The 16,360-nt window shown below is 44.5% G+C and carries 15 protein-coding genes; 7 read left to right on the forward strand and 8 right to left on the reverse strand.

Features of this window, described 5'->3' with window-relative positions; all coding sequences use genetic code 11:
* Positions 1-110 precede the first annotated feature (110 nt).
* The 4 genes from V1467_RS13480 to V1467_RS13495 all read left to right on the forward strand — a co-directional run bounded on the left by V1467_RS13480 (position 111) and on the right by V1467_RS13495 (position 2,280).
* Positions 111-1,445: a diguanylate cyclase gene (locus tag V1467_RS13480; protein ID WP_416305495.1), complete on the forward strand. Its 1,335-nt coding sequence runs from the start codon at positions 111-113 to the stop codon at positions 1,443-1,445.
* 6 nt (positions 1,446-1,451) lie between these two features.
* Positions 1,452-1,658, forward strand: coding sequence for a hypothetical protein (locus V1467_RS13485; RefSeq protein ID WP_416305496.1), 207 nt, complete (start codon positions 1,452-1,454; stop codon positions 1,656-1,658).
* 21 nt (positions 1,659-1,679) lie between these two features.
* Positions 1,680-1,871, forward strand: coding sequence for a DUF3185 family protein (locus V1467_RS13490; protein ID WP_416305497.1), 192 nt, complete (start codon positions 1,680-1,682; stop codon positions 1,869-1,871).
* Positions 1,872-1,989: 118 nt separating this feature from the next.
* Positions 1,990-2,280 (forward strand): YebG family protein, encoded by a 291-nt coding sequence (locus V1467_RS13495; RefSeq protein WP_416305498.1) that lies wholly within the window; start codon positions 1,990-1,992, stop codon positions 2,278-2,280.
* Between the two features lie 90 nt (positions 2,281-2,370).
* Here V1467_RS13495 and V1467_RS13500 read toward each other — a convergent pair whose 3' ends face one another.
* Both V1467_RS13500 and V1467_RS13505 read right to left on the reverse strand, forming a co-directional pair.
* Positions 2,371-5,049 carry a TonB-dependent receptor plug domain-containing protein gene (locus V1467_RS13500; protein ID WP_416305499.1) on the reverse strand — a complete coding sequence of 893 codons (2,679 nt, stop codon included), beginning with the start codon at positions 5,047-5,049 and terminating at the stop codon, positions 2,371-2,373.
* Positions 5,050-5,122: 73 nt separating this feature from the next.
* A complete protein-coding gene (locus V1467_RS13505) occupies positions 5,123-6,730 on the reverse strand; it encodes a hypothetical protein (RefSeq protein WP_416305500.1) in 1,608 nt (535 codons plus the stop codon).
* A gap of 352 nt (positions 6,731-7,082) precedes the next feature.
* Between V1467_RS13505 and V1467_RS13510 the strand changes: the two genes are divergently transcribed.
* Together V1467_RS13510 and rdgC are read left to right on the forward strand one after the other, a co-directional pair.
* Complete coding sequence (locus tag V1467_RS13510; RefSeq protein ID WP_416305501.1) at positions 7,083-8,819, forward strand: ATP-binding protein; 1,737 nt, start codon at positions 7,083-7,085, stop codon at positions 8,817-8,819.
* A gap of 92 nt (positions 8,820-8,911) precedes the next feature.
* The gene (rdgC, locus tag V1467_RS13515; protein WP_416305502.1) at positions 8,912-9,811 is read left to right on the forward strand and encodes a recombination-associated protein RdgC; all 900 of its coding nucleotides are present in this window, start codon (positions 8,912-8,914) and stop codon (positions 9,809-9,811) included.
* A gap of 100 nt (positions 9,812-9,911) precedes the next feature.
* Here rdgC and V1467_RS13520 read toward each other — a convergent pair whose 3' ends face one another.
* Positions 9,912-10,751 carry an HDOD domain-containing protein gene (locus tag V1467_RS13520; RefSeq protein WP_416305503.1) on the reverse strand — a complete coding sequence of 280 codons (840 nt, stop codon included), beginning with the start codon at positions 10,749-10,751 and terminating at the stop codon, positions 9,912-9,914.
* Positions 10,752-11,085: 334 nt separating this feature from the next.
* Here V1467_RS13520 and V1467_RS13525 point away from each other — a divergent pair, with 334 nt between their 5' ends.
* Positions 11,086-12,756, forward strand: a complete 1,671-nt coding sequence (locus V1467_RS13525) for a dipeptidyl-peptidase 3 family protein (RefSeq protein WP_416305504.1) — start codon at positions 11,086-11,088, stop codon at positions 12,754-12,756.
* Positions 12,757-12,828: 72 nt separating this feature from the next.
* Here V1467_RS13525 and cfa read toward each other — a convergent pair whose 3' ends face one another.
* The 5 genes from cfa to folB form a co-directional block, all read right to left on the reverse strand.
* Positions 12,829-13,989, reverse strand: coding sequence for a cyclopropane fatty acyl phospholipid synthase (cfa, locus tag V1467_RS13530; protein ID WP_416305505.1), 1,161 nt, complete (start codon positions 13,987-13,989; stop codon positions 12,829-12,831).
* 277 nt (positions 13,990-14,266) lie between these two features.
* The gene (locus tag V1467_RS13535; protein WP_416305506.1) at positions 14,267-14,638 is read right to left on the reverse strand and encodes a histidine triad nucleotide-binding protein; all 372 of its coding nucleotides are present in this window, start codon (positions 14,636-14,638) and stop codon (positions 14,267-14,269) included.
* A 12-nt stretch (positions 14,639-14,650) separates the two neighbouring features.
* On the reverse strand, positions 14,651-15,448 hold the full coding sequence (locus V1467_RS13540) for an undecaprenyl-diphosphate phosphatase (protein WP_416305507.1): 798 nt from the start codon (positions 15,446-15,448) through the stop codon (positions 14,651-14,653).
* Positions 15,445-15,945 carry a 2-amino-4-hydroxy-6-hydroxymethyldihydropteridine diphosphokinase gene (gene folK, locus V1467_RS13545; protein ID WP_416305508.1) on the reverse strand — a complete coding sequence of 167 codons (501 nt, stop codon included), beginning with the start codon at positions 15,943-15,945 and terminating at the stop codon, positions 15,445-15,447. Before folK ends, V1467_RS13540 begins: the two co-directional genes overlap by 4 nt.
* Positions 15,946-16,299: a dihydroneopterin aldolase gene (gene folB, locus V1467_RS13550; protein ID WP_416305509.1), complete on the reverse strand. Its 354-nt coding sequence runs from the start codon at positions 16,297-16,299 to the stop codon at positions 15,946-15,948.
* Positions 16,300-16,360: the final 61 nt, after the last annotated feature.

Consider the following 16,360-nt stretch of genomic DNA (forward strand, 5'->3'; position numbering starts at 1 on the left):
GGGTTGTTCTATAATTTATATCTGGCATTACCGGACTTGGTAAAAACTAAATAGCAGAGGCTTGATGTTTGCCTCAAAAATTAAGCTATGAGTGCGAAAAATCGATTGGGGTGAAATTAACGATTTGGGCACTCGACAATAAATCCGAGGATGTATCGGTGTCGGTTAATAAAACCATTGAAGAATATACCAATCAATTGCTGCAACTGCAGACCACTCTGGATCATGTCGGTGCCTATGTGTTTACCAAAGATCTGCAGGGGCGTTATACCTACGCCAATCAAATGGTCTGCGACTTATTCGGTTTAACGCTGGACGATATCATTGGTCGCACGGATGATGAATTTTTCAATCTCGAATCATACAACGAGATAAGTGTTAATGACCGACAAGTACTCGAGCAAGGTCAACAAATCGAGCGCGAAGAAACCAGCCGTGTAGCTAAAACCGGAGAAGTAAGAACTTACTGGACGGTTAAATCACCACTACGCAACGCCGACGGGGACATCACCGGTATGTGCGGTATTTCCACCGATATTACCGAACGGCTTAAAATGGAAGAAGCCCTGCGCGAACAGAAAGTGTTACTGGATACTGTATTAAATAACGCAGATTCATATATTTATATGAAAGATCAGCAGTGTCGGTTTTTATATGCCAACAGCAATGTCGCCAAATTATTCAATCTGTCCCAACAGGATATTATCGGCAAACACGGTAGCGAAATTTTACCTGCTGAAGTGGCTAAAAATTTCGATATATTGGACAGGCAAGTTATCGAGTCGGGCGAAAAAATGTATGGGGAAGAGAACTTTTTCGAAGACGATGGCAGCATACGTCACTACTGGTCAGTCAAAATTCCACTGAAAAAAAAGGATCAAGAAAAGGTTTACGCTTTTGTCGGTATTTCCACTGATATCACCGAAATTGTGCGTCTTAAAGAAGACTTTAAAACCCTGGCCAATACCGATTCTCTCACCGGTATTTATAGTCGACGTTGTCTGATGGAATGTGCCAAACGTGAATTGCAACGGGTTCAGCGTCATACCTCAGCGCTAACAGTGGTTATCTTCGATATCGATAATTTTAAAACCATAAATGATAATTTTGGCCATGCAACGGGTGACAATACCATTGTGCTGATTGTCAACGCCTGCAAAAAAATATTGCGTGAGATAGATATTTTTGGCCGTTTGGGTGGCGATGAGTTTGTAGTTATTACACCAGATACCAGTCTAACCGACGCATTGGCGATTACAGAACGGTTGCGCCTTGCGGTGCACAACATTATCCCTGATCCTGACAATCCAGTAAAAATCAGTTGCAGCTTTGGTGTGGCGACGTGGAAAGGTGAGCAGTTTTTTGATGAACTGCTGTTTCGTGCAGATGCAGCCCTGTACAATGCCAAGCAAAGTGGTCGGGATTGTGTCAAGTATCGGGAGTAGATATCGATGGACAGTTCATCATTATTGATATGGAGTACCCTGTTCGGCGGAATCGGGATTGGATTTTTTATTTACGGCAAAAAACAGAAAAAACCGGTTCCACTGCTGGTCGGTATCAGTTTGTTTGTTTTCCCATATTTTATGCCTAATCTGACCCTGTTAATTCTTGTTGGCATCGGCTTAATTTCGCTGCCCTATTTTGTAAAAATCTAATCATCATAAAAAGGAATAAAAATGAAAATTATCAGTTTAGCACTCATTGTATTAGGCATAGGTTTGGCTTATTGGGGTTGGGACATCGCCGATTCAGTGCAATCGGAAATCAGTCAAACCATTACCGGCTCGCATTCCGACAAGGTTATGAAGCTGTATATCGGGGCTGCAATTAGTCTGGTAGTTGGCCTGTACCTTTACTTTAAAAAGTAACTATTCGGCACGTTCTGCTGTTGTATATTGTTAAAGTACAAAAGGTCATCAAAATACTGTGTTTAAATACAGTTATTATGTTAGTCTGAACTCTGCTTACATCAAAGAGGAATCCTATATGGCAATCATAACGAAATACGTAGTGGAGCATAAAGGCGTGGAAAAGCTGATAACAACAGATAAAAAAGAAGCCGACAAATATGACAAGATGCTGGATATTGCCGACAACCTGGCGGAATACATTCAGGCCAAAGGGATCGTGCTTGAGTCCAATGTTCTGGAAGAATTAACCGTATTAATGTCACGCAATAAGGAGACAGTGTCCAAACTGTTAAAAGGTTCGGACGCCCAGTCGTTACTGGTCAATGATGCAGCCGAGGTAGTGGCCCTGGAAAAACGCAAAGCCTGAGCAATAAACTCGATTTCACTACAAAAAAAGAGCCACAAAAGTGGCTCTTTTCAGTTTTACAATACCCTTTATTCGGCTGATTCAGCCAGATTAAAACTCATATTTATAGGCCAAGCTAATCGTTTGACCCATCTCTCTTGAGCGAACGACAACGCCTGACTGAGTCACTTCCTGTTTCTCATCCAGCAAGTTCTTCAGCTTTAATGTGATCTTGCTATTAAAGTTTGGATAGTAGCTATAGATCAAATCCAGAGAATTGAATGGCTGTTCATAAGCGTCATCACGTCCATTGATACCCGACGCCAGAATACGCTCTCCAAATACGTTATAAACCAGTGTCCCGCCATGTTCACCATTAGCTGAATCATAACCCAACTGGAAGTTAGCCACGTACTTGGAATGACCATTCATACGCTTTGTCGTATTGGTCAAGCTTCCAGCATCAGCCGCATCGATAGTTACCTCAGAATCACTCAAGGTAATGTTACCCGAAGTGAAGAAACCGTCAGCAGCCCAACTCAGGTCATACAACCATTCAGCTTCAACCCCATAAACCTCAGCTTCTGAGCCGTTAGTGAATGTTGCAGTGTAAGCTGAGTCACCCACGCGCAAAACAGTTTCAATCGGGTTAGTAATATCTTTGTAGAATAAAGATAAAGCTAAGTTATCACCGTTGTCGCTGTATAACTCATAACGCATGTCGTAGTTTTTCAGCGTACTTGAAACCAGCGTTGTACTACCGGTAGTGCGGATATCCGTTAGCGGATCATAGTAACCAACCGGCACGACTTCACGCAGATCCGGACGTACCACGGTTTCACCGTAACCGAAACGAAGCTGATAATCGTCACCGCTCAAATACGTCAAGCTTAACGCAAGATAGGTATCATCATCGTTGATAGTCCGTTTCTGGATATTATCTTCATTAAAGAAGACGTCCTGATCTTCAGCACTGAATATCAAGCTGGACGATTCCAACGCGACCTGCTTGAACGCTTCATATCGTACACCACCACTGATACGCCAAGTATTATCGTAGAAAATATCAAACGCACCGTAACCCGCATCCGTTTTCTGAGCGGCCAAATAATCGTCAGCTTCAGGCGCTTCGGGTTCATTAAATGCTACTAACACGTTATTTTCAGCAATAAAGCCATTTGTTATATATGAAGGCAAATTCAACAGGTCACTTTCATTATCAGTGATACCTATTGGCGCCCCGCTGTTATTGACGAAAAAGCTTGAAGTGGTGTAGTAACGAGCACGATCAATGAAGTCCCAGCCACCTTTTAATTCGATTTCAAAACGGCCGACTGTAAAGGGCAAATTGACATTTCCGCCCCAGTTTTTCATATGATCGTCCATTTCAACAAAGCCAAACTCAGCTTGGCCATTACCACCGTTGACTTTAGTACTTACGTAATTACCGTTGTCATCATAGTTGTTGCTAAAATTGAAAGTCGCTTCCAATGGAATATCAGTTGTTGCTTCAGATTGAGTATAGTGCCAGTCAAGGCCCGCTCCCCAAAGATCCAGGAAGGTGTGCTGGCCTCTAAACTGATCAACTTCCAGTTTACGTTCTTCGTAAGTAAAGGCTTGTGAATAATCGGCCACACCATCGGCAGCAATAGTAATATTCTGCGAAGGGTTTTGCGCTATAGAGATCTCGGATTCATCTTCGTTATCTTCCAGATAAATCTTGTTGTAACTCACGCTGTGAGTTTTCCAACGATAGCCAACGCTAAACAAGCCATTTAAACGCTCATTTTGGGTTGTGACTTCCTGTTCAACAAGACTATCGTAACAGCTGTTGTTCACATCTTCCGAGGTGGCAAGATCTTGAGCGCAACCTTCTTCAAAGTCAGCACTGACCACTGAGTTACGACGTTCGGTGAAAAGCCATTTGTTGTCGTAAGCCACAGAAGCCAAAAATCCAATCGTACCGCCAAACCAGTCTTCCTCGAAGCTGTTGCCAATGTAAGCTTGACCAGAATAGTTTGGATCCAGAGATTCATCTTTAAGTTGCATATCCCGTGGCAAGGATTGTAACAGGCCATTATTGATAGCCCTTGCCTGTTGCGCAGCGGTTTGCGTCTCTGTTGCCGACAAGGCATCACGTTCAATGATATTCCTTAAAGAAAAATCCCCCCGGTAATGCAAGATGCCTGTTTTCAGACTATCAGGTATTCCGCTGTCATCGCGATCATAGGTATAACCATCCGAATTACTGGAATTACCTTCAATACCCACCTGAAAACCTGCAACAAATTCTGATGGCAGAGACTTGGTACGAATATCGACGTTACCACCGCCAAAAGCGGCTGGCATATTAGGTGAGTAGGCTTTTTGCACCGAAAGGCTTTCAATAACATTAGATGGAAAGATATCTAAAGGGATGACATTACGGGTCAAATCCGGGCTAGGAATACTGGCACCATTTAAACGAGCGCTGGAGTAACGTTCACCTAAGCCACGAACATAAATAAATTTGCCATCAACCAGCGTCAATCCCGTTACCCTGCGCAAAGCCGCAGCAGCATCACTGTCACCAGTCCGAGAAATTTGGTCAGCACCAAGTATGTCTGCAACAAATGCTTGATTCTTACGTTCTTCGATAACGGCAGCGGCTGTACCTTGTAAACGACTGGCAGTGGCAACAACTTCTTCCATGGCTGCATCATTCTGTTGCTCTTGGGCTAATACTGCCCCCGTAAGCAAACAAGCACCAACGGCCAGAGAAATTTTATTTGCTCTAAATCGAGTCTTCATAATTCATTCCCACACTTACTAATGAACAAATAGGCGCAATAAGGCGCCTATTCATTACGATTATTCAAATTGGTTATTCGTCGTTAGCACTTTCGAATGCTGCGCTCGCCCATTTGTACCAATCTGAAGTAGTGTCGGCAGGGTCAACTGCACCGATGAATGACGTGGCTTCGAAGAAGTCAGCGTCGATAGTCGTCATATCTGTTGGTGTAATGCTGACTTCTGGTGAAGTAGAGAAGCCATTTTCAGCCAAAACAGTTTCTGAACCATTAACAACCTCGCTTACCCCATCTTGAGTGAACCAAGTTGTAACTGTCGTTGTACCACTATCGGTAGTAACAGTTTCGCTATCAGCGTTAGAAATAGCGGCACAGGCAGCAATTGAAGTTTTGATAGAAACGGTATTAGTTACGACGTTATCAGCAGCATCACCTGTGTAGTTAATACACCAAGTTTGCGTAGCGGATTCTTTCTTCAATATCGTGTTGTACCAAGTTGCGCCGATGAAATCGTCCAGCTTGATAGCAATAGAAGGATCTTCGTCACGGGCAGAGATATTATCTGTTGTGATAACAGTCACGTTAGCAATGTGCGGCGCAGAAGCAGGTGCTTCAGCTGTGGTATCACCTTTCTTACCGTCAGCTTCGAAACCACCATTGCCCATATTCAGAATGTCACCGTTAGCGCTTACTACTGAGCCATGTTTAATCAGTACATACTGCGCATTACCTTGCCAGCCTGCGTCGATATCCAGGCTATCATCCTGAGTGTCAGTAATAACCAAATGCTTAAGGTTTACCGCACCACCAAACAGTTCGATACCGTCGTCATAACCAGCGTAGATAGAAATGTAGTCGATTGAAGTACCAGAACCTACAGCATTCAAGAACAGCGAGTTCAGATCGTTACCGACTTCAGCACCGGCAGGTAAACCACCCGCATAATCAATTTTAACAAACTTCAAAGTACCGCTGTTATCGGTATTATCGTTACCGCCATAGTAGGAAACAGCACCTTCACTTTCGGCGTTACAAGTTGCTGCAGCACGCTCTGCATCTGAACATTGGTCAGTGATACCAAATCCATCAATCATAATACCACCCCAATCCTGAGGAGACGGGCCGCCACCCACTGAATCAAGCTCTTCGATAGCGTTAGCCGATGTAAAAGTAATTGGGTGATCCAAGGTACCAACCGCTTCGATATTAGCGCCACGGTTAATTTGGACGCGAGAAGCAGCATTATCGAATACAACAGTTGCGCCGGCTTCAACCGTCAGGGTTGGGCCGTCAGCATTAATAGTACAACCTTCACTTGTATTACAGTCTTCTCCAACAAAAAGAGAGCTTTTGAAATAGTGAATTGCCTCACCATCCAATGTGATATCAGCAACCAGAGGGTTAGCAGCACTTACAAAGCTGGTATTGTAGGTACAAATATTGGTATTGCTATCGTAAGTACCCTGAACGGTATCATCACCGGATTCATAAGATGCACATATATTAGTATCAGAACCACCGTTATCAGAACCACCGTTATCTGAACCGTTGTTATTGGTGTTATTGGAGTTGTTAGTACTGTTATCATTAACAGTAGGAGTGATATTAATATCGCCACCACAACCTGCCAATATCAGCGCAATTGCTACTGCAGACACTTTGAAACTTTTTGCTAAGACCATTTGATTCTCCCAGTTGATGTTATTATCAAAATAAAACAGCGAGGAGAGTATCTAAGAGGAATGACACTTTTGTTACAGTTTACCACTGTCATAAAAGTTTAATATTGACAGAATCGAATTATCTGCCTCCATCACCAAACCACTTGATGTTAAAGACCATTTTATATGCAATAAAACGTGTTACTGCAGCCTGAAGTCATCAATGTTAAATGACAGCGTCCAGCCATAACTATCTTGCTAAAATATGGCTATTTATCTTCATAAAACAACAAGTTTGCCAAGCCCCTTGTTTAGCATGCGATTTGAAATTATCCTATAGTCCATTGCAGCAGTTAAATAACATGGATAAAGGATGACGAAGGTCAAAACTGCATTATCGAAAAAGCTTTTGACCCGCGTATTGTCGGTCTATTTCCTGCTTACTTTTATAGTCACAGTTGGTCAGGTATTTACCGAATATTTAAACGCTAAAAGCCACATTCAGGACGAATTGCAAACCCTCAAAAATACCTTTGGTAGCTCACTGACCCGCGCCATATGGGAACTCAACTATCCGCAAGCTGTTGCTTCCGCCCAGGGATTAATGGAACTGCCTATTGTTGAGGGAGTACAAATTCGCGATGAAAGCGGTAAGGTCATTGCTGATTTGGGGTTGACTACCGTGCAGCAAGAAAAGCTCGCCACCAACGGCCAGTTTTTTGATCATGACAATGGCACGTTCAGTTACAGCTTCCCGCTAATCTTCGAGTTTTCCGGGCGCACGTCCAGAGTTGGCGATGTATCGCTATATTCCAGTTTCGATATTATTGTCAGCCGAATTGAAGTGGGCCTGTTTTTTCTGGTCGGCAATTCAATTGTTAAAACCGCCTTCTTAATTTTCCTGTTTCTGCATGCATTCAGGAAAATGCTCACCGACCCATTGCAGGAACTCACTGAACAAATCAGCCAGTTTGATCTCAATCATCTGGAAAGTTCCAAGATTAATATTTATTCAAAAGAAGATAACGAGTTGATGCTATTGCAGCGCTCGTTTAACAACCTGATTGACGATCTTATTCATTCTCAGGACAAACTCAATGAAGCGCAAGGCGAGTTGCGTGAAGCCAACAAACGGCTGGATGAACAAAACCTGACGCTGGAACAGGAAGTCGCCAAGAAAACCGCTTCGTTAAGCCAGATTATGCTCGACCTCGAACGTCAGAAAGACGAACTACTGAATAACCAGCGGGAACTGCGCCAGGAAATTACCGAAAAAAGTAAAATTGCCGCAGAACTGCGTAAGTCCAACGACGAACTGGCTACCTCGGTGGAAAACCTGAATGTTGCCAAAGACCAGTTGGTGGAATCGGAGCGCATGGCCTCGTTAGGCGGGCTGGTTGCCGGTATCGCCCATGATGTAAACACACCTCTGGGAATAGGAGTGACGGCCGCCAGCTTCTTGCAGGAGCGCCTGAAGAACCTGCAGGCAGCTTATGAATCCAAATCGCTCAGCACCAAGGCGATGAATTCCTTTATCGTCGAATCACAACAAACTACCACGCTACTGATGAGCAACCTGAACCGGGCGTCCTCACTCATTGCCAGCTTTAAACAGGTTGCCGTCGATCAAACCAGTGAAGTTGAGCGGATTATTAACGTCAAACAGTATCTGGGAGAAATTATCCAGTCGCTGGCACCTAATTTGAAAAAAACCCAACATGTTATCAATGTTGAGTGCCCCGATGATTTGGAAGTATTTTGTGCGCCGGGTATCGTGGCGCAGATTTTTACCAATATGATTATGAACTCGGTTATCCACGGTTTCGACAATATCGAAGCAGGTCAAATCGATATCAACGTCAGTAAATCAGCCAAGAAGCTGGTAATTGATTATCGTGACAACGGTAAAGGAATGACCCCGGAAGTACTCAATCAGCACTTTGATGCCTTTTTTACCACCACCCGTGGTAAAGGAGGAAGCGGACTAGGCACCCATATCATGTATAATCTGGTGACCCAGGCACTCAAAGGCAATATCAAGGCAAATAGTGCTCCGGGCAAGGGACTCAGCTATAAAATTACTTTCCCGCTGCGTAGCAGCGACAAATAGCCATTAATCAATATTATCTATCTATTTGATTGACCCAAACGGTTATCCATAATCGTCTGGGTCTAATCAATCCAAAAACGGGACAACGCATAATGTGGTTTAAAAACCTGAAGTTTTATCAATTAACCCAACCTATTGAACTGGATGACCAACTTCTGCAGGACAAACTGCAAGAGTTCGTCTTTCGCCCTTGCGGCAGTCAGGAATTAGCCACTCAAGGCTGGAGTGAACCCTTACGCCAGGGAGATGCGCTAAGTCACACTGCTGGCGGTAATATCTGGTTAAGTCTGAAAAAACAGGAACGCTTGTTACCCGCCTCGGTTATCAACGCCCAACTGGCAGACAAAGTGGCAAGTATTGAGGCGGAAACCGGCGCGCCGGTCGGCAAGAAAGCCCAGCAGGATTTGAAGCAGGAGATTATTCACCGCCTACTCCCGCAAGCTTTTACCAAAGACAGTTATACTCACGGTTTTATCTCTATCAAAGATAGTTTGGTAGTCATCGATGCCGCCAGCGACGGCAAAGCGGAATTTTTTCTGGCCCACCTGCGTAAAGCCATAGGTTCCCTGCCGGTGGTGCCCCTTGCCCGTCGCAGTTTATCCGCAGAGCTGACACGTTGGCTTAACGAACCTTTACCGGCCGGAATAGTGTTACTGGAAGAAGCCGAACTACGTCAGCCCGAAGACGAAGGCGGTATTGTTCGTTGCAAAAATCAAGATCTGGGCTCGGAAGAAATACAATCTCACCTGGAGGCTGGCAAACTGGTCATGAAAGTGGCTATCGAATGGGATGAAACACTGACGGCGATTATTCAGGAAGATCTCACCATCAAACGAGTTAAATTCAGTGATGTCATGCGTGAACAAAATGATGATATTCCTAAAGATCAACAACTGGCCAGAATAGATGCTGATTTTAGCTTGATGGCCGGAGAAACCGTGCGTTTCGCCAATGCGTTAAGAACGATATTTGCGTTGGATGACGAGCAGTAAAACCTGCTTTCTGCATCATTTTTATTCTTTATCTGATGCAATAAAAAGCCCGTTTGATGATAATCAAGCGGGCTTTTTAGCGACAGGATAAAATTAAACCCTATTTGAATATGGCCTTGGCATCGTCCCGAATGTCTTTAAACTCGTCTGAATCCAGTAGTTTCAGATCTTCAACAATACCTTTGCTCTGACACAGGTTCATCACTGCGTCTTTATGGCTGGATATGGCCCCGGACAACACTGCGCCAACGCGGATAAAGTCAATATAGGCAATTTTCTCAGTTTGGAATTTAAGGCTGCGCCAATTTTCTGTGATCTGGACCATTTCTTCACTGAATCCCCACTCACGCATTATGGTTGCGCCCAAACGACCTGCCAATTTCTGTATTGCTACATTTAAGAAAGTGGGATTGGCAAACACATCCTGATGACGCTCGGCTTCACTTAAAATGGGTAACACGCCAATGTTATGCACCAGTGCCGCCAGCGTCAGGGAGTCAACATTCAGATTTTTAACATTTTTACCGTATCTGATATATATCTGGTACACCGCCATAGCGTTAGCGGTAACATCTACGGTGCGATCCCATAATTTAGCCAGATATTCACCCACAATCTGGTTTTTGGATACAAACAGCTGCTCCATAGCCAATGCTGTGGCGATATTTTTAATCTGGCGCAAACCGATACGCGTCACAGCTTGATGCAAGTTTTCAACTTTAACTGTGCGACCAAGGTACGCGCTGTTGGCTATCTTCATCATACGGGCACTTAGGGCCGGATCCTGGCCAATCACGTCACCCATTTTATTCAAATTGACGGCGGGATCATCAGCCGCTTTTCTTACTTTTAATGCAATCGCCGGTAACGTCGGCAACACCAAAGTATCGTTATTGATTTTCTCGACAAGAATCGTTAATAACGCGTTTTCAGTAGACATCTTGTTCAAATCCCCTTCCTTTAATCCCAAAGCCAACGTGGTCTATTAATTAGTTTAATGTTCTTATGGCTGCTTTTGATGTGATAATGCGCAAACTTCGGCTTTAGTACATGTTTATGTTTTATTTTAATCAGCAAAGACGAATATAAAAGATAAACATGACGTATCCGAGAAGCTTGTTATAAATGTGCGTCTGATGCAATCTAATTTTTACACAAATGGACGCATCCACAAGCTTGGGTCGCCATTTTAAATTAGTTACACTATAGCTGTTATACAGACTCGTATTGATAACCCTTAAACTATAACAATAAATAATTGAATGGACATTTTTATGACTTCTCGCAAACTCGCTGTTGGTGTGGTTATGCTTATTTTAGCAGGCTGCAGTCAACCGCAAAATTCGTCTACAAAAACGGCTTCTGAAAAAGCCGACCAAGATTATAGCTTGCTCGACAACATGCAATCACGACTGGATATTTACTATCCGGTCAAACTCGAAGCAGATCTTTCACCTTATTCAAGCAACCAGAAAGCGATGTTGGCCCTGTTAATCGACGCCGCAAAAATCATGGACGACTTATTCTGGAAACAGGCTTTTGACCAGAACAAAAACACCTTTTTAGCGCGTATAGCTAACCCGGAAGTACGAACATTTGCCGAGATCAATTATGGCCCCTGGGATCGCCTGGCTGGCGATGCGCCTTTCCTGAACGGTTTTAAGGAAAAACCCCTTGGTGCAGCACTTTACCCAGCGGACATGACAAAAGCGCAATTTGAGCAAGCTGACATTGGCGACAAACGCGGTTTATATTCAGTGATCAAACGCAATGAACAGGGTAAGTTAGTCAGTATTCCCTATTCTCATGTATTCAAATCCGAGTTGGCTCAGGCAGCAGACTTGTTACGTCAGGCGTCGAAATTGGCTGACAATAAGAGCTTTGCCGATTATTTGAACCTGCGTGCGGATGCATTGCAGAGCGATCAGTTCCAAGCCTCAGATTTTGCCTGGATGGACATGAAATCCAATCCGATTGAACTGGTGATCGGTCCTATCGAAACATACGAAGATCAGCTGTATGGTTATCGCGCTGCTTATGAAGCCTATGTCTTGCTGAAAGATTTATCCTGGAGTGAAAAACTGGCCAAATTTGCCGCCTATCTACCAGAACTGCAACAAGGTCTACCGGTAGACCAGCAGTACAAAGCCGAAATACCGGGGACCGATGCGGACTTAAATGCCTATGATGTAATCTATTACGCCGGACATTCCAATGCCGGTAGTAAAACCATCGCGATCAACCTGCCCAATGACGAGCAGGTGCAGCTACAAAAAGGCACTCGCCGCCTACAATTGAAAAACGCCATGCGCGCCAAATTCGAAAATATTCTGGTCCCCATAGCCGAGCAACTTATCGTGCCTGAACAACGGCAACATATTACCTTCGACGCATTTTTTGCCAACACCATGTTTCACGAAGTCGCTCACGGTTTGGGGATAAAGAATACCCTAGACGGTTCTGCAACAGTTCGTCAGGCCTTAAAGGAGCATGCCTCTGCTCTGGAGGAAGGCAAAGCGGATATTCTCGGCTTGTATATGGTCACGAAGTTACTCGAAAAAGGTGCCATCAATGAAGGTGTACTGGAAGACTATTATATTACCTTTATGACAGGTATTTTCCGCTCGGTACGCTTTGGCGCCAGTAGTGCACACGGTAAAGCCAATATGATCCGGTTTAACTTTTTTGCCGAGCATGGTGCATTCAGTCGTAATCAGGAAGGACTCTACAGCGTTAATATGGACAAGATGGGTGAAGCCGTTAGTGCACTGTCCAAACTCATCCTGACCCTGCAAGGTGACGGGGATTATCAGGGCGTAGCCGAATTGGTCGCTGACAAAGGTATTATTAAATCTCAATTAGCCGATGATCTGGCCAAGCTGGCCGAAGCTAATATTCCGGTAGACGTGACCTTTATCCAGGGTAAAGAGGTATTAGGCTTATAAAAACCGGGTTAAATATAAACAAGCCGCATGAATGCGGCTTGTTTATACAACATCCGCCTTCCATTCGCTGTTTCAGCTCACCCGGGCATAGCCTCCTTCCACACCGCCTTTAGACAATACCCACTGCCAAAGCTGGATATCGCGCGCCCGAAAAGCTCCGGCACAAGACAACAGATAGTAACGCCACATGCGATAAAAACGCTCACCCAGTTGTTGCGCAAATTCAGGCCAGGCTTGTTCAAAATTATAATGCCAGGCCATCAGAGTCTTATCGTAATCAGCACCAAAGTTATGCAGATCTTCAACCACAAACAATTGGTCCACGGCATCACCGATTTGTCCCACCGAAGGCAACTCTCCATTGGGAAAGATATACTTGTCAATCCAGGGATCAGGATAACTGTTACGCTGATTCTTGCCTATGGTGTGCAGCAAAAACAACCCGTCTTCCTTTAGGCAACGGTGCGCTACATTCATATAGTGTCGATAATTTTTGCGCCCAACATGTTCAAACATGCCGATGCTGACGATACGATCAAAGCGCTCGTTAACTTCGCGATAGTCCTGTAGGCGGAACTCTAAATCAAGATCCGGGTAGCGCTGTTTGGCCCAATCAACCTGTTCCGCTGAAATCGTCACGCCCACACAACTGACACCGTAATGCTCAGCCGCATAAGCCATAAAACTGCCCCATCCACAGCCAATGTCCAAAACCCGCATGCCAGGTTGTAACTGTAATTTACGGCAAACCAGATCGAGTTTGGCTTCTTGCGCCTCATCTAACGTAGAGGCGTTTTTCCAGTATCCACAAGTATAGGTCAAGCGCTCGTCCAGCATCGCGGAGTAAAAGTCATTACCCAGATCATAATGCTGCTCACCTACCTGCCAGGCCCGTTTTTTAGTTTGACGATTAAATATCGAATTTTTCAGTAAATGCGGCCACAACTTTGCTGGCTGGATTTTGTCACCCAAACGATAACGGGCAATACGATAAAAAAATTCATCCAGCCGTTTCACGTCCCAGTCACCGTCCATGTAACTTTCTCCGAGACCCAGATTGGCGCTGGCCAACACCCTCTCCGGTACGTCGTCTCTATTGAGTACCATATCCCAGGCGCGCCGTCCCTGTGTGCCGATATCGGCGAATTGCAGAAGTTGCTGGAAATACTGATGCAGACTGGATGTATTCTTTAGTAAAGATTTATAGCCGGAAATTTGATGATATGACCCCATAAACAGCGTTTCTCCATTGATTATTCTCTACACATGGCTTCCAGCCACCAGATCCCTTAAAAACAAAACAGAGTAGAACATCATGGTCGCAATGACTTATATCTTACTAATCGCCCTAAAAACCTGTTTAAAAACAACACTGCTAATGACTGTTAATAATAAATACTAGCAGCTACCCAGCCTTTTTCCAGACAGACACCGTTGCAAAATTCAGGCTAAAAAAATCCCGACATAAAGTCGGGACGTTGGTGCGCACATTGACTTAACAGAATGGGTATTATTCCGCACGTTTGATTCGATCCTGATAAGGAGGCCAGCCAAAAGCTTTACCCGCTAGCAGATGCAAATGCAGATGGTAAACCGTTTGTCCACCATCATCGTTGCAGTTCATTACAACTCGATACCCCTCATCGGCAAACCCTTTTTGCGCCGCGATTTTTGCCGCCACCACGAATAGGTGCCCTACCAGCTCTCGATCCTCTTCGGCAATATCGTTAATGGTCGCAATCGGCTTTTTGGGAATAATCAGTAAATGCACCGGTGCTTGCGGATTAACATCGGTAAACGCCAGCGCCTTGTCATCTTCATACTGGATATCCGCCGGGATCTCGCGGTTAATAATTTTGCTGAAAATCGTTTCCTGACTCATAAAATCCTCCGGTTATACAAAAACAAAAATGAACAATACTGCGCCCAAAATCAGTCGATAGATAACAAAGGGCAGCATGCCTATACGAGAAATCCAGCTTAAAAATAGACTAATACACAAATAGGCACTGACAAAAGACAACAGCACCCCATAAATCATCGCCTGCCAGTCAACCGGTAACTGACTCTCGATCAGATCCAGCGACAATAATAATCCGGCCCCTAAAATAGTCGGGATAGACAATAAAAATGAAAAACGCGCGGCACTTTCGCGATCCAGTCCCACCATTAAGCCGGCTGTCATAGTAATACCTGAGCGGGACGTTCCAGGTATCAACGCCACCGCCTGCATCAGACCGACAAATATCGCGCTCTTCCAACTCAGTTGATAAATATTCTTGTTTTGTTTGGCCCGATAGTCGGCGTACCAAAGCAATAATCCGAAGACAATAGTGGTAGTGGCAATGACCAGCGCCGAACGACCATAGTTTTCCACCAACGCCTTGCCCAGGAATCCGGCAATTACCGCCGGAATAGTGGCGACGATCACCCACCAGGCCAGCCTGCTATCATCGGTATTTTTTCCACCCAAAGAGCCAAACCAGGCGATCAGCATTTTGACAATATCTTCGCGGAAATAAATCATTACCGCCAACAAGCTACCTAAATGCACCGCCACATCAAAGGCCAGTCCCTGATTGTGCCAGCCCAACAACACTGAAGGTAAAATCAGATGACCGGAACTGGATATGGGTAAAAATTCGGTCACCCCCTGAATCAGCGCCAGAGCAATAATTTCAATTAACGTCATGATAATTTACTCGTCCATTTAAACTCGACCGGCCACAAATTTTGCTGACTCTTGTCGTATTGCTGCCAAAGCGTGGCATAATTAACCTGTTTGATTGGGTGAATACTGTCTGCTGCGATTTCTGCCAACGGCAGCAGTACAAAGGCATTAAACAGAATTTCATTGCGTGGTAACTGTACCGGTTGCTCACAGACAAGATCGTCATACAACAACAAATCCAGATCCAGCGTTCGCGGCGAGAATTTCTTTCCACCCCGCACCCGACCATTATTATCTTCAATTTGTTTAAGCACTTGAACGACCTGTTCTGCACTCATGGATGTAGACGCAGCGGCGACCAGATTATAAAAGTGGCTGCCAGCAAAACCGACGGCTTCACTTTCGTATACGGAGGAAATTTGGATGGTTGAAAATGCCTGCTCCAGAGCATCGAGCCCGGCAGTAATATGTTGATGACGCTCAATATTGCTCCCCAGACTGATATAAATTTGCGCCATCTAGGATCGCTTCCTTGTTAAAATCACTGCTACATTGCGGGCATCAGCTAAAATGTCCGGTTTACTCAACTTTAGTTCGATTTGATGACAATTAAATTGCATAAAGATATGTTTAATCATGGCAGCAGCCAGTGCCTCCAACAGCTGAAACTGGCTGTCACTGGCAACTTGTTGGATCAACTCCGCTATTTTGGCGTAATCCAAGGTATCAGCCACCTGATCGGATTGCCCCGGACGTTCCAGTTCTACCCATATTTGCACATCTACCACTAACACTGTTTTGGCGGTTCGCTCCCAGTCGTAGACTCCAATCAATGACTCGACTTGCAAACCTTCAATAATAATTCTGTCCAATCATAACCTCGGTAATATACTGATTTTCGCTGGCCGGGATTATACCCGTTACTCTAGTTTC

This window comes from Neptunicella plasticusilytica (genome assembly GCF_047922965.1).
In the GTDB taxonomy this organism is placed as follows: Bacteria; Pseudomonadota; Gammaproteobacteria; order Enterobacterales; family Alteromonadaceae; genus Neptunicella; species Neptunicella plasticusilytica.